The organism is Corynebacterium pseudogenitalium (genome assembly GCF_024453815.1).
In the GTDB taxonomy this organism is placed as follows: Bacteria; Actinomycetota; Actinomycetes; order Mycobacteriales; family Mycobacteriaceae; genus Corynebacterium; species Corynebacterium pseudogenitalium.
In genome coordinates this window covers 1,363,116-1,381,526 of sequence record NZ_CP072934.1, presented here as the reverse complement: position 1 = coordinate 1,381,526, position 18,411 = coordinate 1,363,116, and the positions used below count along the sequence as shown (strand labels likewise).

At 53.9% G+C, this 18,411-nt stretch carries 16 protein-coding genes; 5 read left to right on the top strand and 11 right to left on the bottom strand.

The annotated features are described in order from the left end of the window. Positions 1–84: 84 nt before the first annotated feature. The gene (locus KBP54_RS06665; RefSeq protein WP_070478936.1) at positions 85–870 is read right to left on the bottom strand and encodes a DeoR/GlpR family DNA-binding transcription regulator; all 786 of its coding nucleotides are present in this window, start codon (positions 868–870) and stop codon (positions 85–87) included. Between the two features lie 136 nt (positions 871–1,006). Then, on the bottom strand, positions 1,007–1,690 hold the full coding sequence (gene lexA, locus KBP54_RS06660) for a transcriptional repressor LexA (protein ID WP_070976759.1): 684 nt from the start codon (positions 1,688–1,690) through the stop codon (positions 1,007–1,009). Positions 1,691–1,894: 204 nt separating this feature from the next. Here lexA and KBP54_RS06655 point away from each other — a divergent pair, with 204 nt between their 5' ends. Both KBP54_RS06655 and nrdR read left to right on the top strand, forming a co-directional pair. Continuing rightward, positions 1,895–2,287: a hypothetical protein gene (locus KBP54_RS06655; protein ID WP_143000867.1), complete on the top strand. Its 393-nt coding sequence runs from the start codon at positions 1,895–1,897 to the stop codon at positions 2,285–2,287. 49 nt (positions 2,288–2,336) lie between these two features. Next, positions 2,337–2,798: a transcriptional regulator NrdR gene (gene nrdR / locus KBP54_RS06650; protein WP_070362341.1), complete on the top strand. Its 462-nt coding sequence runs from the start codon at positions 2,337–2,339 to the stop codon at positions 2,796–2,798. 13 nt (positions 2,799–2,811) lie between these two features. On the opposite strand, the gene hrpA is transcribed toward nrdR, so the two are convergent. Together hrpA and KBP54_RS06640 are read right to left on the bottom strand one after the other, a co-directional pair. Continuing rightward, the gene (hrpA, locus tag KBP54_RS06645) at positions 2,812–6,723 is read right to left on the bottom strand and encodes an ATP-dependent RNA helicase HrpA (RefSeq protein ID WP_256005079.1); all 3,912 of its coding nucleotides are present in this window, start codon (positions 6,721–6,723) and stop codon (positions 2,812–2,814) included. A 15-nt stretch (positions 6,724–6,738) separates the two neighbouring features. After that, complete coding sequence (locus tag KBP54_RS06640) at positions 6,739–7,695, bottom strand: hydrogen peroxide-inducible genes activator (RefSeq protein WP_070479000.1); 957 nt, start codon at positions 7,693–7,695, stop codon at positions 6,739–6,741. A gap of 136 nt (positions 7,696–7,831) precedes the next feature. Here KBP54_RS06640 and KBP54_RS06635 point away from each other — a divergent pair, with 136 nt between their 5' ends. Then, entirely contained in the window at positions 7,832–8,428 is a 597-nt protein-coding gene (locus KBP54_RS06635; protein WP_070362343.1) for a peroxiredoxin, read from the top strand. A gap of 84 nt (positions 8,429–8,512) precedes the next feature. Next, positions 8,513–9,037: an alkylhydroperoxidase, AhpD family gene (gene ahpD, locus KBP54_RS06630; protein WP_070976764.1), complete on the top strand. Its 525-nt coding sequence runs from the start codon at positions 8,513–8,515 to the stop codon at positions 9,035–9,037. 35 nt (positions 9,038–9,072) lie between these two features. Here ahpD and KBP54_RS06625 read toward each other — a convergent pair whose 3' ends face one another. Both KBP54_RS06625 and KBP54_RS06620 read right to left on the bottom strand, forming a co-directional pair. Beyond that, on the bottom strand, positions 9,073–11,616 hold the full coding sequence (locus tag KBP54_RS06625; RefSeq protein WP_070362345.1) for a DEAD/DEAH box helicase: 2,544 nt from the start codon (positions 11,614–11,616) through the stop codon (positions 9,073–9,075). 36 nt (positions 11,617–11,652) lie between these two features. Then, the gene (locus KBP54_RS06620) at positions 11,653–12,693 is read right to left on the bottom strand and encodes a PAC2 family protein (protein ID WP_083290923.1); all 1,041 of its coding nucleotides are present in this window, start codon (positions 12,691–12,693) and stop codon (positions 11,653–11,655) included. A gap of 136 nt (positions 12,694–12,829) precedes the next feature. Between KBP54_RS06620 and KBP54_RS06615 the strand changes: the two genes are divergently transcribed. Continuing rightward, the gene (locus tag KBP54_RS06615) at positions 12,830–13,987 is read left to right on the top strand and encodes a DUF4192 domain-containing protein (protein WP_168156179.1); all 1,158 of its coding nucleotides are present in this window, start codon (positions 12,830–12,832) and stop codon (positions 13,985–13,987) included. A gap of 13 nt (positions 13,988–14,000) precedes the next feature. Here the strand turns inward: KBP54_RS06615 and KBP54_RS06610 are convergent, their stop codons facing one another. The 5 genes from KBP54_RS06610 to KBP54_RS06590 form a co-directional block, all read right to left on the bottom strand. Continuing rightward, the gene (locus KBP54_RS06610; protein WP_070362348.1) at positions 14,001–14,687 is read right to left on the bottom strand and encodes a metal-dependent transcriptional regulator; all 687 of its coding nucleotides are present in this window, start codon (positions 14,685–14,687) and stop codon (positions 14,001–14,003) included. A gap of 139 nt (positions 14,688–14,826) precedes the next feature. Beyond that, complete coding sequence (locus KBP54_RS06605; protein ID WP_070478945.1) at positions 14,827–15,822, bottom strand: sigma-70 family RNA polymerase sigma factor; 996 nt, start codon at positions 15,820–15,822, stop codon at positions 14,827–14,829. Between the two features lie 92 nt (positions 15,823–15,914). Next, the gene (dtd, locus tag KBP54_RS06600; RefSeq protein ID WP_256005076.1) at positions 15,915–16,349 is read right to left on the bottom strand and encodes a D-aminoacyl-tRNA deacylase; all 435 of its coding nucleotides are present in this window, start codon (positions 16,347–16,349) and stop codon (positions 15,915–15,917) included. A gap of 2 nt (positions 16,350–16,351) precedes the next feature. Continuing rightward, the gene (locus KBP54_RS06595) at positions 16,352–17,905 is read right to left on the bottom strand and encodes a DUF7782 domain-containing protein (RefSeq protein WP_256005074.1); all 1,554 of its coding nucleotides are present in this window, start codon (positions 17,903–17,905) and stop codon (positions 16,352–16,354) included. Positions 17,906–17,909: 4 nt separating this feature from the next. Next, positions 17,910–18,386, bottom strand: a complete 477-nt coding sequence (locus KBP54_RS06590) for a DUF3099 domain-containing protein (RefSeq protein ID WP_256005073.1) — start codon at positions 18,384–18,386, stop codon at positions 17,910–17,912. Between the last annotated feature and the right edge of the window lie 25 nt (positions 18,387–18,411).

Sequence of the window (18,411 nt, the reverse complement as noted above, 5' to 3'; positions counted from 1 at the left end):
AAAAGCGCTACTAAAGCCATAATGCCCGATTATGTCCGTTAATGCAATAGAACGGGCACAATCGGGCATTTGATTCCTTTTGTTTCACTCTTCGGCAAGGACGACCTTGATTCCACGCTCCCGCAATTCGCTGACAAAGCTCTCTGGTGCGTCTGTGTCGGTAACAACGACGTCAATTGCGTCTAGCGGCGCAAAGCTAACTAGATAATCATTGCCGAGCTTCGTGGAGTCGCAGAGCACAACTACCTTGCGTGCATTGGTGACCATTGAAGATTTGACCGCAGCCTCTTGGGCGTCGGCGGTAGAGAGGCCGTGGTCAATAGTCAAGGCATTCGTGCCAATAAAAGCAACATCTGCACGCATAAGCGCGAGAGTGCGTAATGCCGTATCGCCTACAACAGCTTGGGTGATTGCACGGACTGTCCCCCCGAGGAGCTGAACGTCTGTAAGCCCGCAGGATGATAGGTCTAGCGCGATCGGGAGGGAGTTCGTAACTATAGACCAATGTTGTGTTTTTCCTGCTGCGGCAATAAGATCGGCCAGTCCATTGATGGTGGTGCCGGCGTCGAGAAAGATGCCAGCGCCAGGATCCTCTGGGAGAAACTGTGTCGCAGCGCGCGCGATCGCCGATTTGGCGGTCGGTGCCGACCGGAACCGGGCATCAAGAGAAAACTCTGTGGTGAGAAATGATTGGCTAGCGACGGCTCCGCCGTGAACGCGGTGGACAATTCCTTCATTATGGAGAATTGCCAAGTCCCGCCTGATGGTCTCGGCTGTTACATCAAACCGTTCGGCCAGCTCCGTAACATTCACGCGTCCTTCGACTGCGGTAAGTGACGCGATCTGCCTTCTTCTCTCTTCGGCGTACATACAACTCCTCCGTGGGGCAACCACGAATCAGCAGGGTTCAAAAATTAGGTTGCCCCTATTGTTGCAAAACCGTGCGCCCGAATGCTTTTACATGTGTTTGATAGCCCCCGGTTGGGGGCGAAATGGCGAAAAATGGCTACAGGGTCCGGAAAACAGAGACCACTTTGCCCATAATCTCGGCGTCGTTGCCTTGTATCGGAGAAAAGGCATCGTTATGAGGAATGAGCCATACTCCGGAAGAGTCCTTATGAAACTCCTTGACAGTTGCCTCCCCGTCAATTAGCGCTGCTACGAACTCGCCCTCTTCGGCAACATGTTGTGAGCGGATGACTACCCAGTCACCATTGAGAATGCCTGCATCGCGCATTGATTCTCCAACCACCTGAAGCATGAAGAGGTCGCCGCTATCGAGTAGTTCTTCCGGCAGGGGGTAGTAGTGTTCAATGTTTTCCTCTGCCAGGATCGGAGTTCCAGCGGCGATTTGGCCGAGGACAGGGATCATCCGTGCTGGAGAAGTTCCATCAATGTCCGCATCGTCTTTCGGTGTAACCGAACCTCCCATAGATTCTGGCAGGTGGCGGAGGTCTACGGCTCGTGGCTTGTTTGGGTCACGGCGAAGGAACCCTTTCTTTTCGAGCTCCTTCAGCTGGTAGGCGACAGAAGAAGTTGATTGGAGTCCTGCGGCGTCGCCGATCTCTCGAATGCTTGGTGGATAGCCACGTAATACGACGGCGTCGCGAATGACTTGAAGGATTCGCTTTTGTCTGTCTGAAAGTACGCTCATATCGAACTTTTCACTGGTTGTGTTCTTGCGTGCCATGGGTCCTCACATTGAGTCTCGATAGTGTCTTCTGTACAGAATATATCAAAGAGGGCAAATATGTTCGATAGTTGGGGGGGTTGTGGGGATCTGATATGAGATGGTATAAATCGAACATAGAAGTTAAATCGAACAAATACGCTAAAAATGTTTCGCGTGAGATGAGAAACCTTCGAATTCGCGAAATGAAGTAAGGGGCATTTTATGAGCATCATTGACCAGGCGAAAATAATTTCTACTCGTGCTGATATGGCGGGAGCTCCACTTGCACCACGGTCTTCAATGCCAGCTGAAGTGTGGGATTTTGTACCCATGCGGGGTGATCGAGGGGGTGAGCCGTCACGCCACGAGCAGGTTATCAACCAGAACTTTCGTTGCCGCTGGGCGGCTGCAGATGCTCCCGAGCCAACCGTTTATTCTTCCGCCGAGCCTCAAGAGCAGCGAGCAAACGTTCTAATGGGAGCCCTTCTTGGGGTAACTATGTTCGTCGCTGTACTTATCTCGGGCGATTTCGGTAATAGCGAGTGGGACTCGGTGTCGCGGGACGATTCGAACGTTGCTCATAGCTATGAAGTCGCTTCTGCAGCGCAACGTTAACCCGCTAATGTAGGGGGTGATAACTGTTCTCCGAGAAAGTGGGGTGTAGATGTACTGTCCGTTTTGTCATCACGAACAATCGCGAGTTACAGATTCTCGTGTTGTAGACGGGGGCTCTGCTATCCGGCGGCGGCGAGAGTGCACATCGTGCGGGGGCCGATTCACAACGATCGAGAAGGCCGTGCTGACCGTTGTGAAGCGCAATGGAGTAACTGAACCGTTCGACAAGGAAAAGTTGATCGTTGGTGTTCGGCGTGCTTGTCAAGGCAGGAACGTTAGCGACGACGCATTGAAGCGGCTAGCGCAGCAAGTAGAGGAGACGGTTCGGGCCCAAGGAAGTTCTCAAGTTGCGGCAAATGACATTGGACTGGCGGTATTGGAACCGCTTCGCACACTGGACGAAGTTGCGTACCTGCGATTTGCCTCGGTGTACAAGTCTTTTGAAAGCGCCGAAGATTTTCAGTCGGAAATCCGCTTGATGAAACGACGCGAGCGAGAGGGACTGGAATAAAGTCCGAGGCTCACTAGCGAAGTTTATCGACCATTTTTTCAATACGACGCACGCTCACAGGCTTTTGGGTGCCAAGGTGTTGTGCAAACAAACTCACTCGCAGCTCCTGAATTCGCCACATCACGTCCTTGTATGCGCGTGTCTTCCTGCGTTGGGCAGGGAGCTGTTCCAATCGTCGCTCTAGGTAAGCCTTAGCATTTGCTACTTCAGCCTGCCGCTCTTCGTCACGTTCCGGTTCCGCTTCTAGATGCTCAAGCCGTATCTGGATTGCCTCTATGTAACGGGGGAGGTGCTGTAGGTGTTGCATGCCATGAACCGTGATAGCGTTCGCGGGCAGCATGAATGCTAGTTGCTCCCGAATATCGTCAATCGCAGGACCAGACCAATTCTTGAGCTCTTGCATCAAATCTGAGTATGCAGCGAGACCTGGCGCGATCGATACAATTGATCGTCGGACAGCTCCCGGAATAGTCGGTTTAATTTTCGCACATAGTGCGTCGAAATCAGCAGGTGACCTCACAGGGCCGCCGGCTTGAATCATCGCGTCGCGGATTGCTGCAACGCGAGCGTCTTCGACAAGGCCGGAAGCCCCGCCATGTGGATACCTATCAACAGCGACACGTTGCTGTAGTGGCAGTCCCTTCGTCATCTGAGTATCGGAAACCTCGATTGCCCGCAGCAGCAACGTGAGCGTTGCCGTCATCATTGATGCATCAGCACTCGCCCGGGTTGGATGCACAGCAACGCGAACGCCTTTGGGAGTCACCTCGAGCGCAGGATAGGCCTCGACTTTGTTGCCATCAATGGTTGTGGTCGTACTTTCGGGAATATCGCCGAGTGTGTCTTCGGTCCATACAGGAACTTCGGCAGTTTCAGAGTGGCGGCTTGCTTTCGCGACTGAAGAACGAATCTGTGTGGCCCGACGCTTCTTCAAAGCAAGGAGACTCTTGTCTGAGTCGACAATCTTCCCACGTTTATCAATGACTGCAAACGTTATGAGCAAGTGCGGTGGCAGCAGGTGCGTGCGGAAATCATGCCCGCTAATGCCGCTGGCACCCAATTCAGTGAGGGCCTGAGCCAGTGCTTCGGTAACCGACGTGCGTGGATCGAACGTCATACGCTCAAGTGCACGGTCAGCGAAGTCTGGAGCGGGGACGACGCCCTTGCGTAGTGGTTTCGGCAGTGAACGAATGAGTTCAGTCAGCAACTCTTTACGTAGCCCAGGTACAAGCCAGTCAAATCCGACTGATTCAACGCTGGCCAGTAGAGGCAGGGGAATTGCGATGGTAACGCCGTCGTAGGCGGTTCCAGGCTCGAATTTGTACGACACATCGAACCGCATCGACCCTTGTGACCATGACATTGGAAAGTCTTCTGCAGAGATAGTCTGGGCAGAATCGTCAACGAGTTTACTTGGATCAAAGTGAAGATATCCGGGATCGAGCTGCTGTTGCTTCTTCCACCAACTGTCAAAATTGTTCGCTGTTGTGACTGAATCCGGCAGTTTCACGTCGTAGAAATCGAATAGAGTGTCTTCGTCAACGACGATGCCCCTACGCCGTAGCTTTTCTTCAACTTCTGCGGCTTCGCTTAGCAACAAGCTGTTGTGTTCGAGAAACTTATGAGTCCTCGTCCAATCGCCGTCAATGAGTGCGTGACGAATAAACATCTCGCGCGCAGCCGTAGGATCAACGCGGTGGTAGGGGATAAGTCGGTCTCGCACGATAGGGATGCCGTACAATAACGATTTTTGATGGACCATTGCGCATGCGCGTTTCCGTGACCAGAACGGTTCTGAATAGACATGTTTCAGGAGTGATCCTGCCGCGTGCTCGATCCATGAGGATTCTACTTTTGCCACGTCTCTGGCCCAAAGCCGCGAGGTTTCTACAAGCTCGCTTGCCATCAAAAACTCTGGTGGGGTCTTGGCCAGCGATGACCCTGGGAAAATCAGGAAACGGGTACCACGAGCACCTTGGTATTCCTTGCTGTTTCCGTCGCGAGCACCGATATTCGAAAGTAAGCCAGTGAGCAATGCTCGATGAATCGAGTCAGCGTCACGTTTCGTTGTCATTGTCATTGCTTTGTCGACGTCCCAGCCCAGTCGACGTTCGACGTCGCGGAGCTGACGAACGAGGTCGTGCCATTCACGAATTCGCATATAGTGCAAATACTCACGCTTCATGCGCTTTCTGAACTGATTGCCTGAAAGCTCTTCACGGAGACCTCCGACGTAATCCCAGAGCTTGAGCGCTGAAAGAAAGTCGGATGTCTTGTCTTTGAAGCGTGCATGGGCTTGGTCTGCTTGTGCCTGAAATTCCAGGGGGCGTTCGCGCACGTCTTGAATCGACATATGGGCGACAACTGCGGTGACATCCTCCAACACCCGGTAGCGTTCGGCCTCGACGAGCATGCGAGCCATCTTGGGGTCGACTGGGATTTTCGCAAGCGTATGGCCAATTTTCGTGAGTTTTGGAAGTTCACCCTTTGGTATTGCTTTGATTGCACCGAGCTCGTACAAGAGCGTAAGGCCATCGCGAATAGCTTTGTCGTCTGGGGATTCCACGAATGGAAAGTGCCGCATGTCGCCGAGATTGAGAGAAATCATTTGCAGGATCACACTTGCCAAGTTGGTCCGCAATATTTCAGGGTCAGTAAATTCCGGGCGTGAATTAAAGTTCTCTTCCGAGTACAAGCGGATAGCGATACCGTCAGCAACACGTCCACAACGGCCCGAGCGCTGGTTTGCTGAGGCTTGGGATATTTCCTCAATCGGAAGACGCTGTACTTTAGTCCGCGTTGAATACCGTGAAATGCGAGCGAGGCCAGTGTCCACAACGTAGTGAATTCCCGGCACTGTGAGCGAAGTTTCGGCGATGTTCGTAGAGAGGACGATCCTACGCCCGCTATGTGGGGAGAAGACGCGGTGCTGTTCTGCGTTCGAAAGGCGTCCGAAAAGTGGCGCGACTTCAACATTCTTCCAATGCTGCTTTTCAATTGCTTCCATGCAGTCACGGATGTCACGTTCTGAGGCGAAAAAGCAGAGGATGTCACCGTCGCCTTCTGCCATCAACTCCTTGATGGCGTTGATAACACCGTCAATCATGTCAATATCAATTTCACGATCGCCGGCATTTTCGACGAGCGGACGGTAGCGCACCTCAACCGGGTAGGTACGACCTGAAACCTCAATAATCGGGGCGGGGTTGCCTTCTTCGTCACAGAAGTGCTGCGCGAAGCGTTCGACGTCAATGGTGGCGGACGTGATGATGACCTTCAGGTCGGGGCGTTTGGGGAGAAGCTCCTTGACGTATCCAAGCAAAAAGTCGATGTTCAGGGAACGCTCGTGCGCCTCATCGATAATGATGGTGTCGTACGCGTTGAGGAACCGATCACGCTGAATCTCCGTAAGGAGAATTCCGTCTGTCATGAGCTTCACTGAGGTAGTGGTGCTGACCTTGTCGTCGAAGCGAATGGCGTAGCCGACCGATTCTCCAATGCTCTGACCTAATTCGTCTGCTATGCGTTCAGCGACAGTTCTAGCAGCGAGACGGCGCGGCTGAGTATGCGCTATACGTCCTCGTCGACCGCGGCCGAGCTCGAGCAGCATCTTAGGAATCTGGGTGGTCTTGCCGGATCCAGTTTCACCAGCAATAACAGTCACTTGGTGGTTCGCGACAGCTTCTAAGATGTCATTCTTGCGTTGAGAAACCGGGAGTGCATCTGGGTACTCGATGTTCGGAATGAGTTCATCCCGCGCCCGAACTACGTGCAAGCTTCGGGCAATTGCCTCTTCAACTTTGTTAAGTTCCTTGCCGTTCTTGGCCTGTCGAATGCGACGGCGAAGACGTCGGACGTCGCGTAGTTCCACGTTGTCTAGTTGGCGGAAGAGTTCTTTCTTAGGTGTTTGTTCCTGGTCCTTCATAACTAGCGTCCCAGTTTAGCGGGACAGAATCGCATCACTGGTTTTCGCTACCTCTTTGTACGCCTTTCTACACAACGCTCCAAGTTCCTCAAACTCATGGATGCGGGAAGAAGAAGAGCGGTAGGCCAGTCCAATTGTACGCTTCGCGTCGACACTCTTCTGGAAGGTAGAAAGCCCCAAACCAGGACGTGTGCACTCAGCTGCAATAGCTGACTTGGGAACGAGGGTTGATCCAAGGCCAGCAACAACCAGCTGCATGATGGTAGTCAGTGACGCAGCCCGTGTATCTGATTGGCTTGAATTTGAGGGCGTGGTTTGAACGTTCTTGCAAAGATCAACTATTTGGTCGCGCAGGCAGTGGCCGTCGTCGAGAAGAAGCAAATCGAGTTCTTCCAGGACATCGAGGGTAAGGTTTTGGAGCCCAGACAACTTGTGTTTCTCATTCGTTACGACGATGAAGTCTTCGTCATAGAGTTCCAGTTCACTGACTCCAGGCGCGTGCGTAGGAAGGGCTAGCAGCGCCACATCGACGTTGCCGTCGCGCAATTTAGCGAGTAGGTGTTTGGTGGGCTCTTCGATGATTCGAGGAGTTAAATCGGGGAACTCGCTCTGAATCAGTTGTAAAAGGGTGGGCAGGATATACGGTGCGATGGTGGGGATGATGCCGATATTGAGAGGCCCGGAAAGGACCCCATGTGCACCGCGGGCATGTGCAACAAAAGCATCGGCTGCTTCAAGCGTTGCTTTCGCATAGGGGAGGAGCGCCTCCCCAGTTGGAGTGACGATGACCTTTCGGGTGGATCGCTCGATAAGTTGAATCCCTAAACCGGTCTCTAGCGCGACCAATGCCTGGGATAATGACGGTTGAGAAATGTTGAGCTTGCTCGCAGCAGTGCCGAAGTGCCTATTCTCGGCGATGGTCACAAACGTACGAAGTTGGGCCAAGGTTGGTTTATATTCTTTATTGTTCATTCTTATAACCATACGGCATTGCAATAGGTTTTGCTGTTGAAATTGCGCGGCGTTTCTGGCACAATGTTTGTCAGAGTGCGAGCGATTGCATTCCAAGACCGTATATATACGACATCTCACATTCGGAGGTTAAGCTATGGCAATTCTGACTGTAGGCGAGCGTTTCCCTGAGTTCGATCTGGTAGCGCTGAAGGGTGGCGACCTTCATGAGGTCGACGCAACAAGCCCAGAGGACTACTTCGAGAATGTATCCCTGGAAAAGTACGAGGGTAAGTGGAAGGTCGTTTTCTTCTACCCGAAGGACTTTACGTTCGTCTGCCCAACCGAGATCGCAGCGTTCGGCAAGCTGAACGAAGAGTTCGAAGATCGCGATACGCAGGTCCTTGGTGGCTCCACTGACAATGAGTACTCCCACTTCAACTGGCGTGCAACGCACCCAGATCTGAAGACCGTTCCGTTCCCAATGTTTGCTGATGTCCGCCACGACTTGATCCGTGCACTGGGCGTTGAAAATGAGGCAGGCGTCGCTGATCGTGCAACGTTCATCATCGACCCAGACGGCGTCATCCAGTTCGTGTCTGTCACCCCGGATGCTGTTGGCCGTAACGTCGAAGAGGTCCTTCGCGTTTTGGATGCTCTCCAGTCCGAAGAGGTCTGCGCCTGTGACTGGCAGAAGAACGACCCAACGAAGAATATCGACAAGTTGGCTGTCGTTCAGGAATCCCTGAAGTAAATGAACTCCGAGTCCCCGTCACTAGTTCAATACTCAGTGACGGGGATTTATTAATAAACAATAGAGAGGAAAGAGAAAAGAGATATGTCGATCGATAACCTGCGCAGCGCTTTGCCTGAATATGCAAAAGACCAGAAGCTGAACCTTGGCTCCTTGACACGCTCTACAGAGCTGAACGAGCAGCAGCTGTGGGGCACTCTCGTTGCCTCCGCTGCAGCGACAAAGAACCCCACCGTGATCTCTGAGATTACGGACGAGGCCAAGGAGCACCTGTCCGAAGAGGCTCTCGATGCCGCTTTCGGCGCAGCAACTGTTATGGCAATGAACAACGTTGCCTACCGCGCAAAGGGCTGGCTCGGCGATGACTTTGCACAGGTAAAGTTTGGCCTTCGCATGAACATCATCTCGAAGCCTGGCGTCGAGAAGGCAGACTTTGAGCTGTGGTCGCTCGCAGTATCTGCTGTCAATGGCTGCGAGCATTGCGCTGTAGCACACTCCAACGTCGTGCGCGAAGAGGGCCTGACCAAGGAGCAGGTCTGGGAGGCAGTAAAGATTGCTGCTGTTATCCAGGCCATTGCGCAGACCGTAGTGGCAGAAGACGCACGCTAACTGTTACGTCTTCTGCACGATAGTCGGCTGAGGGACTACATCTGGACAACGTCCAAGTCCCTCAGCCGAACTTCTCCCGCCTCATCAGAGGCATCGAGATCGACGACGCCGTGGAATTGGAAGCTGCGGTCCCCGTCTGGATCTTTCACGATCTGTACGACTTCCCAGAGCCGCGAGCTTTCATCCTTAACTCGGAAATACTCTGGCCCGCGAGCATCTGCGTCTATCATGACATCGTCGTACTCGTCGAAGTAGTCGTCGAGAAGCGAGGGCCAGTCGGGCCGAACATCGGGGTCGAGATATTCAAGCATCGACTCCAGGGCTTCTTCCTTTTCGAACGCAAACAGTTCGACAAGCCTAAAGAAGTAGTTGCGAACCATGATTTTGAACGCCCTGCGGTTCGCTGTGAGCGCCGTAGGATCCTCAACACCGAATGCAAGCTCGCGGTCGAGAACGTCCTGGGAGATTGGGGCGTCGTCATCAGCTAGCGTCGCCCATTCGTCAATGAGCGACGAGTCCACCTGACGGATCAGTTCGCCTAGCCATACGATGATATCTTCGAGCTCTTCAGTCATGTATGCCTCGGGCACAGAGTGGGAGAGGGTGCGCCACGCATCGGTAAGGTAGCGGAGCACCACACCCTCAGAGCGGGATAGCCCGTAGGTTGCGATGAGATCCGAAAACGTCATCGCATGCTCGATCATGTCGCGTACCACCGACTTTGGCGAAAGCTGCCACTCTTTCGCCCACGGGTTACTGGAGCAGTAGGTTTCAAATGCATCTTCCAGTTCCTCCGCGAGCGGCTGAGGGTACGTCACATCTTCGATGAGTGCCATGCGCTCCGTGTAGTCGACGCCCTCTGCCTTGAGAGCTGCGATCTCCTCGCCGCGAGCTGCTGACTGCTGAGCTTGCAGCACCTGACGGGGGTCATCCAAGATTGCCTCAAACGCTGAGATTACATCCAACGAATACGTTGAAGACTCGGGGTCAAGCACCGTGAGAAATGCCAGCGCGAACGGGGAAAGCGGTTGGTTGAGCGCAAAGTCCCTGTCCAGCTCTCGCGTGAGAGTATAGGGGCGATACGCTGGAGAATCAGGAGTGCGTTCTACAATGTCAGCCTGGATGAGCCCGCGAAACAGATCGACTGCCGTAAGAATGTCACGGTTCTGCTTAGCGCGTGTGTCATGGTTGCTCCGAATCAAGTGCTTCATGTGCTCGTAGCCGTCACCCGGGCGAGCAATAACATTGAGCAACATGGAATTCGATACTTGGAACTGGCTAGTGAGTTCCTCCGGTTCTGCCGTTGTGAGGCGCTGGAAAGTTTTTTCGGACCAGGTAACTTCGCCATCACGAGCTGACTTCTTGTTGAGCTTCTTAAGCCGCTTCGGATCGTCGCCGACGCGACGCCGAAGCTTTGCATTCTCAATCTCGTGTTCTGGCGCTTCGACGACGACCGTGCCCTCGGTGTCGTACCCAGCTCGCCCCGCGCGGCCGGCGATTTGGTGAAACTCCCTCGATTTAAGGATGCGTTGTTTCGTCCCGTCATACTTTGCCAGGCCGGTAATCAGCACAGTACGAATTGGCACATTGATACCGACGCCGAGGGTGTCCGTTCCGCAGATCACCTTTAAAAGCCCTGTTTGAGATAGTTTTTCGACGAGCCGTCGATACTTCGGCAGCATTCCGGCATGGTGAATGCCAATGCCTTTTCGAAGTAACCTCGACAACGTTTTACCGAAGGTAGTCGTGAACCTAAAATTCCCGATCTCCTCGGCGATACGTTGCTTCTCCTCTGCGGTGATGATTTTCATACTGGTCAGTGCCTGCGCGCGCTCTGCTGCCTCGCGTTGTGAGAAGTGCACAACGTAGATCGGCGCTTTGTTATCCGCCAGTAGTTCTTCGATCGTCTCATGGACGGGGGAGAACACGTAACTGAAATCGAGTGGCACGGGACGCTCCGACCCACCAACATACGTGGTTGGGCGGCCAGTGCGCTCGGTGAGATCCTTTTCTATCCAGGCAGTTTCTCCAAGCGTGGCAGACATCAAAAGGAACTGGGCCTGGGGGAGTTCCAGTAGCGGCACCTGCCATGCCCATCCGCGGTCCGGCTCCGAATAGTAGTGAAACTCATCCATGATGACCTGCTGAATCTTCGCGTGCTCACCTTCTCGCAGCGCAATATTCGCGACGATTTCAGCGGTGGCTGCGATAATAGGGGCGCCGCTGTTCACTGTGGCATCACCGGTCATCATCCCTACGTTTTCTGCTCCGAAGATCTCACACAGTGCAAAGAACTTTTCGCTCACAAGCGCCTTAATTGGGGCAGTATAAAACGAGCGCTGCCCTCGAGCCATGGCAATGAAGTGCGCAGCGTTTGCCACCATCGACTTTCCCGAACCGGTTGGCGTCGCCAGGATCACATTATCCCCAGCAAGCAACGCAAGCGAAGCTTCTTCCTGAGCTTCATAAAGCGAGATTCCACGACTCTGTGTCCACGCAGTGAAAGAGTCCCAGACGGCCTCTTCAAAAAGGTCTGCTGGAACGTCGTCAAGGTCTGCCAAATACGTCGAAAGAGTCACGCCAACTACCGTAGCCGAGTTCGTCGCGAAAAGCCGCTACTCGTCTTCCTCATCGGTTGGCTGAGCTGGGTCAATATAGTAAAAATCCTGCAAAGCCTGACTGAGATCATCGCCAAAAGGCAGTCCCCGTTGTCCGTCGACAAGCGGACGACTCTGCTGGTCCTCGATCGCCGTGAGATAGTTCTCGAAGGCTTCGCTGATCTCATCGCCGGAAGGAACCTGTGCCTCACCGGGCATCTTTGCGTTGGGATTGTTCCTGCGGTACTCCTCAACTTCACGGTCGTAATGCTGTTCGAGAGCCGAGACGACTTGCGCGATCTCCTTTGACGCAGCCGTTTGCTCTGCTAATTGACGCTGAACACTTGTTATCTCTTGCTCGAGCGCGCGGAGTGGCAACTGAAGATTTGCTGTATCCTCGAGCGCCTGCATGAGCTGGAACGCCGCCATCGGGTAAGGAGAGTTTGCAATGTAATGAGGTACATGCGCAGTAAAACCAGCGACCTTTTCGCCTCGCTTATCTAGCTCTCGCTCGATCATGATGGAGGCAGCCCCGGGCACAGTAATAATTCCGTCGAAGAGATACTTGTCTTTCACCAAGCTCTCATCATTTCCGTGTGTGGAAACCACTACTGGGCGGGTATGGGGAGCGGCAACAGGGGCAGCGTAGAGGCACAGCGTTTGCTGAACTCCAAACTGCACTGCAAGGTCAGCCACAGACTTGCTAAATGCCTCCCAACGCAGATCAGGCTCTGGCCCGCTCAGCAGCAGAAACGGCATATCCTTTGTGTCGCGGACAACACGCAGCTCAATGCCGATCTCTTCGACGTCGGCCACCGTGTGATTCGCCAGGGTTACAGCAGGCCTGCGAGAGCGGTAGTCAATGAGTTCATCGTTATTGAAGGTGGCTAAAGTGCGGGTTTCCAACGCCGCGTTGAGATGATTCGATACCCCTTCAACCGCATGGCCCGCATCTGCGTAACCCTGTAACGCAACGACGAGCGTTGGCCCCTCAGGAGATTCGCCAAGACTCGAGGGAGACGGGTACTCAAGTTCATACATGCGATTATTCGTTGGCATGACCGCTCCTAGGATAATTTGAAAGGATCTAACTTTGTACTTACCCACAACGTCTGGGGTGAAGAAATATTCCTGCTGAAAATAAGGAATTCTAGCAAAGCGGGAACCGATGCTGTGTTGGCTACGTCTAAACTGTATGAAAATAAATGCAGCTAATTCATCACTTTTTGGACCATCAGATATCATCGCAGCCCTGCCCGGGGTTCTAGGGTTTTATCCTCAAGAATCGGTCGTGGTGCTCGGCATCATTCCGGACAGCGAAGGAACACGTGGGCTTCAACTTGGACCTGTAGTTCGCGTTGACCTCACGCGCCTTGAAGCATTCATAGAAAGCCTCAAGACCGACGTGACGCAATACCTACTGGGGGATGACGTCATCGCGTACCTTGCAGTCATTGTGAGCCGTATTCCGAACTCAGAGCTCGTCAAAGACGCAGTTGATCGCTTGCAGTTCCTCGAAGAAGAAACCGGTTTCAAAGTCGACCTGTGCTGGCATGTTTCCGAAATTGCGCAGGGTACCCCATATACATTGCTTTTTGGACCGCCATTGAATGCGGCCGAAGAATGCGATCGCGCGTCCTCCCTCATTGGTGGCTGTGTATCGTCAGTGATTTCCTCTCCATCGATGCGCCCATACGTTGAGCAGGGGATACTCCCAGAACTCGATAGACAAGACACGTTTAGCTATTTTGAGCCGGTCGATTCGGAGTCCGTCCAACTGGCGCAACAAATCCAGGCACAGACACGCAAAGACGGGTTGCAGCTACTGAAAGACTTGTGGGGCGGTAGCCACGCTGGGGAGGAGGAACACCCGGCAAAACTGGCGAAAGAAGAAATTGAAAGCATTATCGAGGTTCTGCTTTGCTTGCCCGAGACTTGCCTCATCGGCCAGCGCGATGCTAATCCAATCGGCGAAATCTCGAATGAAATGAGAATCGCGCTCGAAGGCTTGACGGCTCTGCTCACCCATGCTCTACTGCGGGATACACTTATCCCCACGATTATGCAGAACCCAAAGCGACTTGCTGCTCCACTACTATTCTTGTCGCGCCATGCTGTGGGGACAGTGCGGGCAAACGCGTTAGCGTTGTGGGCTGTGATCGCTGTGCGGTGCGAGATCGGGTCTTGGGCAGGGGTCGCACTACAGTGCGCGCTGCAAGAAATGCCGGACCACTCATTAAGCGACGTGCTCCTGCAGTTACTCGCGATCGGTCAATATGAGGGTCTCCTGCACGCAGTTGAAGAAGGCGGGGAAGCAGTCTGGATGGAGCTAGAGATGCTTGCAGGTTCCTAACAGCAGATCGGCTCTACTGAAGCTCAATGCGCACGGCATGCGCGAGGTCATCAGGAATGACGAAATCTTTTTGGCCAGGAAGTGATAGCTGTAGCCCCCCATCATCCGGAAGGCTCACTATGACTTTTTGGCCGACGATATCGCCTAGGCCTGCCAGCTCCGGCAAGCGCTCTGCTTCGAGCTGCAGAATCTCACTGATTTGGACCACTACAGCTTCGCGGCCCTCGGAGAGATCTAAGTCCGTTGCGCGAGTGCCAAGCTCAGGCTTAGCAACATTTGAACCGCCAATTTCATCCAACGCAGGGATGGGGTTGCCAAACGGAGATACCTGAGGGTGGTTGAGTACCTCGTATACGCGCTTTTCCACGGCTTCACTCATCACGTGTTCCCAGCGACATGCTTCGTCGTGCACTTGTTCAATATCCAACTTGAGGATGCTGGTGAGAAGGCACTCTGCGAGGCGGTGCTTACGCATCACCGCAGTCGCACGGGCGCGTCCCTCGTCGGTAAGGGAGAGCGAGCGATCTGTTTCAACAACAATCAGGCCGTCGCGCTCCATGCGGGCGACGGTCTGGGAAACTGTCGGGCCAGACTGCTCGAGCCGCTCTGCGATTCGTGCGCGGAGCGGCACAATGCCTTCCTCCTCAAGTTCGTAAACTGTACGTAAATACATTTCTGTTGTGTCTACGAGATCACGCACGTGGAACTCCCTTGCCTAAAAGTCGCTCTGAAGCGTTGAGGCTGCATCAACATTCAACGCAGTCCAAGAATCGACGCCTATTAACGATTGCTATGGTAACCCAAAAAACTATTAGTTGCGGAACGCTTCGTCGCGGTTGTTACATTGCGTAATCCCTAAGGCGCTCTGCCCGGTCACCTACGCGAAGCTTCGCCATGACCTCTCGTTCGATTTGGCGAACGCGCTCACGAGACAAGCCGAATTTACGCCCAATCTGGTCCAATGTGCGGGGAACACCGTCGGTCAGCCCATAGCGCATACGGATGACGTCCTGCTCGCGCTGCTCCAAACCGTTGATGACATCTTGGATGTCATCGTGACGGAGCACGGATACCACCGCGTCTTCGGCGTCTGTAGCTTCTGCATCTTCAATGAAGTCCCCCAGGGGGGCCTCTTCATCCGCTCCGACCGGCATGTCAAGACTCACGGGGTCTCGGGATTGACGCAGGAGGAGCTCAATCTTGTCCTCTTCGATGCCAGACTCCTCTGCCAACTCCTCATTCGTTGGTTCGCGGCCAAACGACTGGTACATCTCGCGGCGAATTCGGGAGAGTTTATTGACTTGTTCTACAAGATGCACAGGGAGACGGATAGTACGAGACTGGTCTGCCATGCCGCGAGTAATGGCCTGGCGAATCCACCACGTCGCGTACGTTGAGAATTTAAAGCCCTTGGCATAGTCAAATTTCTCCATCGCGCGGATCAGTCCGAGGTTGCCCTCTTGGATCAGATCGAGCAGTGGCATCCCGCGTCCTGTGTAGCGCTTTGCCAACGACACAACCAGACGAAGATTTGCCTCGAGGAGGTGGGCGCGAGCTTTCCGTCCTTGCTTCGCCAGAATTTTATAGTCACGTTTCTGGGCTCGGGTGAGCTTGCAGTCTGGATCATCAAGAAGCTGCTGGGCATAGAGTCCAACTTCGATCTGCTGGGCTAGTTCGACCTCTTCTTCTGCATCGAGCAGGGCAGTCTTGCCAATGCCATTGAGATACACGCGAACAAGGTCAGCCGATGGATTGTCGTTCGTTTGATTGCGACGACTACCGCGGTCAACTTTTTCTTCGTTGTCCGCTGTTAAGGTCTGACTCTTCGACGTCATTGAGCACTGCCTCCTTGGACGAGTGGAACAGGTAATCTTCTACACCCTCAACGATCTTGGACACATTTTTGTTCCCAATGATCAAAAGAGTGCTAGGCCTCGACAATCACCGTGAATGGGCCGTCGTTGATGCTCTGCACCTTCATATGGGCACCAAACTTTCCTTCAGCGACCGTGATGCCCCGGTCCCGGAGGTAGGCTGCGATTTTTTCAATGATGGGTGCTGCTTCATCTGCGGGGGCTGCGTCACTCCATGATGGCCTCCGTCCTTTTGCCGTGCGACCCATCAACGTGAACTGACTCACAAGCAAAACAGGGGCTTGTGCGTCCACTACAGACTTTTCGCCCTCCAGGATTCGCAGTTCCGCGATTTTGCGAGCAACCGTTTCCCAAGCGTCGTCGCTATCCTTACGTCCTGCTCCGACAAGGGCCAGAATTCCACCAGTCGCCTCGCAGTCGATTGCTCCGACGACTTCACCGTCGACGGTGACGCTCGCGCTCGTAACTCTTGTCAATACAGCCTTCATTCCTACTCCACCTCTGCAATTTCCGACGGCAGCACGATGCCGTGGCGGATAAGATCCACAACAGCTGCAACCGTTTGGTTTTCCAATTCTTCAAGGGCCTGCTGGTCGTCGACACCTCGAGATGCTGCTAGGATGCCCACCACGTCACGCAGTGGCAAGCCGGCGGGATGCAATCCTGCAAGGACGGTTTTCAACGCCTCATCCAATGAATGAGAGAATCGTGGGCCATCCATTCGAGTAATGCGCAGCTCTTCGCGCGTGAAACCCAGCCCCTCTTCAGTATTTGGCACAGCGATGTCTTCGATCGCGACTGTGGGCCGGACCAGGAACGAACTATCTAAGAGTTCCTGGACGGATTTTTGCCGTAGCCACGCCTGCCGTAGATAGTATTCTTCGACCTCAGGCCCAAGCGGGTCCGTGAACGGGTGTGTTAATTCTTCCGCAGTAATCTCGGAGGGCTGGTCGCCGATGTGTTGCATGAAAATCCAACCGAAACCAATAGCGTGAACACCCGCGGCTTGGAAGTAATCGAGCCACTGTTGTGTGCGGGCTATGCCGCTTTCAGTCCTGAGGTCGACTGATTCATCTTTCAGCCACGTGGCGACGTAGGTCTCGGGGTCAACCACTTCTCGTTGAAGCACCCATGCGCTGACTCCTTGCGAAGGGACCCAACTCGCAACTCGCGACTGCCACGCCTCACCATCAATATGGGCCCATGAGCCCAGCATGCACAGCATCCCACCTTCTGCGAGATATTCAGGTGCGTGCTCTGCCACGAGGCGACTTGCTTCATCCAGTGGCATGCCGGAGTCGCGGTAAACATGCCCCACCTCCGGAATGCCGACTACAAACGGCGGGTTGGCAACGATCCTGTCAAACTGCTCGCCCGCGACAGGCTTAAACCAAGATCCTTCGCGGAGCTGAACGCTAGTGATGCCATTCATCTCGAGCGTGGCCTGAGCCAACTCGATCGCTCGATGATGAATGTCAGTACCGACGATCTGATCGGCAAGGCCAGATTGTGCTACCGACAGCACCCCTGAACCGGTTCCAAGGTCCAAAACCGTTCCAGTCGGTGACTGCGGGATCGCGTGCAACAGGGATTTCGACGCCGCTCCGACTCCAAGTACGTGATCTTTGCCGGGAACGATTGCAGACGTAGAGGCGTCGAGATCTGCAACTATGAGGTGATGCTGTTGAGACAACAAATGAGGCCGGATGTCGTAAGCAACCTCGTAGCGTTGCTCTTTGGTCTGGTGAAAGACACCTGCGCTGATGAGTTTCTCAGCAAGGGACGAGCCAAATAACGCCTCGAGCTCGTTTTGGGAAGTCGGGCGCCGCAACAACAAAGTGGATATGGCCGATCCGATAACGTCTTCTGAATGGCAGCGACGCAGGACGGCTCCCACCTCGCCCCGGTAGAGAGCCTGGTATGCATTTGGCCCAAGATAACTTCCAATCGAAGATGTGGTGTAGGGGAGCGCGCGCAATCGTTCACCGAGCTCCCGCGCAAGTCCAGGGTGTAATCCAAATGCTGTAGATGATAAATCTGTCATGCTGCTACTCCGAGTGGGATTCGTGATCGATAACGGTCGGCGTCGTATCTGTTGAAGCCTGGTTCGAGGATAGTTGTTGCCTCGACTGCTCCTCCAACGCGGCATAGGCACGACTCAGCGCAGGCTTGTAGACATTCTTTTCACGCGGATCACGCGACTCTCCTTTCGCGTTGCCCAACATCACTGCGACCCAGGGGAGCGGTACGGAAACAATAAAGAGCAACGTCGCAATCCACCAGTTTCCGAGCCACCACGCAGATGCGATCGAAAGCAAAATGAATGGGATTCGAAGCGCCTGCAACCAAAGGTATTGAGCCTCTCGGCTCTGCAGGTTTTGCTCCGGCGTCTGCTTCGCATCCGTAATGAGTGCACGGTGTCGTTTTGAGCGGAAATGACGAAAAAGGAAATGCTTATCGTCGTGGACTTCGACTTCCGCATCAATCGAGACGTGCTCTTGTGCCTCGTCCTCTCTCTCGTTCATAAATACACAGGTTAGCGCCTCGGCT

Bases quoted from the DNA above. Each gene is read 5' to 3' on its own strand.
- dtd (WP_256005076.1), bottom strand. From the start codon at position 16,349: ATGAAGGCTGTATTGACAAGAGTTACGAGCGCGAGCGTCACCGTCGAC.
- KBP54_RS06615 (WP_168156179.1), top strand. From the start codon at position 12,830: ATGAAAATAAATGCAGCTAATTCATCACTTTTTGGACCATCAGATATC.
- ahpD (WP_070976764.1), top strand. From the start codon at position 8,513: ATGTCGATCGATAACCTGCGCAGCGCTTTGCCTGAATATGCAAAAGAC.
- KBP54_RS06620 (WP_083290923.1), bottom strand. From the start codon at position 12,693: ATGCCAACGAATAATCGCATGTATGAACTTGAGTACCCGTCTCCCTCG.
- KBP54_RS06635 (WP_070362343.1), top strand. From the start codon at position 7,832: ATGGCAATTCTGACTGTAGGCGAGCGTTTCCCTGAGTTCGATCTGGTA.
- KBP54_RS06590 (WP_256005073.1), bottom strand. From the start codon at position 18,386: ATGAACGAGAGAGAGGACGAGGCACAAGAGCACGTCTCGATTGATGCG.
- hrpA (WP_256005079.1), bottom strand. From the start codon at position 6,723: ATGAAGGACCAGGAACAAACACCTAAGAAAGAACTCTTCCGCCAACTA.
- KBP54_RS06655 (WP_143000867.1), top strand. From the start codon at position 1,895: ATGAGCATCATTGACCAGGCGAAAATAATTTCTACTCGTGCTGATATG.
- KBP54_RS06665 (WP_070478936.1), bottom strand. From the start codon at position 870: ATGTACGCCGAAGAGAGAAGAAGGCAGATCGCGTCACTTACCGCAGTC.
- KBP54_RS06605 (WP_070478945.1), bottom strand. From the start codon at position 15,822: ATGACGTCGAAGAGTCAGACCTTAACAGCGGACAACGAAGAAAAAGTT.
- nrdR (WP_070362341.1), top strand. From the start codon at position 2,337: ATGTACTGTCCGTTTTGTCATCACGAACAATCGCGAGTTACAGATTCT.
- KBP54_RS06640 (WP_070479000.1), bottom strand. From the start codon at position 7,695: ATGAACAATAAAGAATATAAACCAACCTTGGCCCAACTTCGTACGTTT.
- lexA (WP_070976759.1), bottom strand. From the start codon at position 1,690: ATGGCACGCAAGAACACAACCAGTGAAAAGTTCGATATGAGCGTACTT.
- KBP54_RS06595 (WP_256005074.1), bottom strand. From the start codon at position 17,905: ATGACAGATTTATCATCTACAGCATTTGGATTACACCCTGGACTTGCG.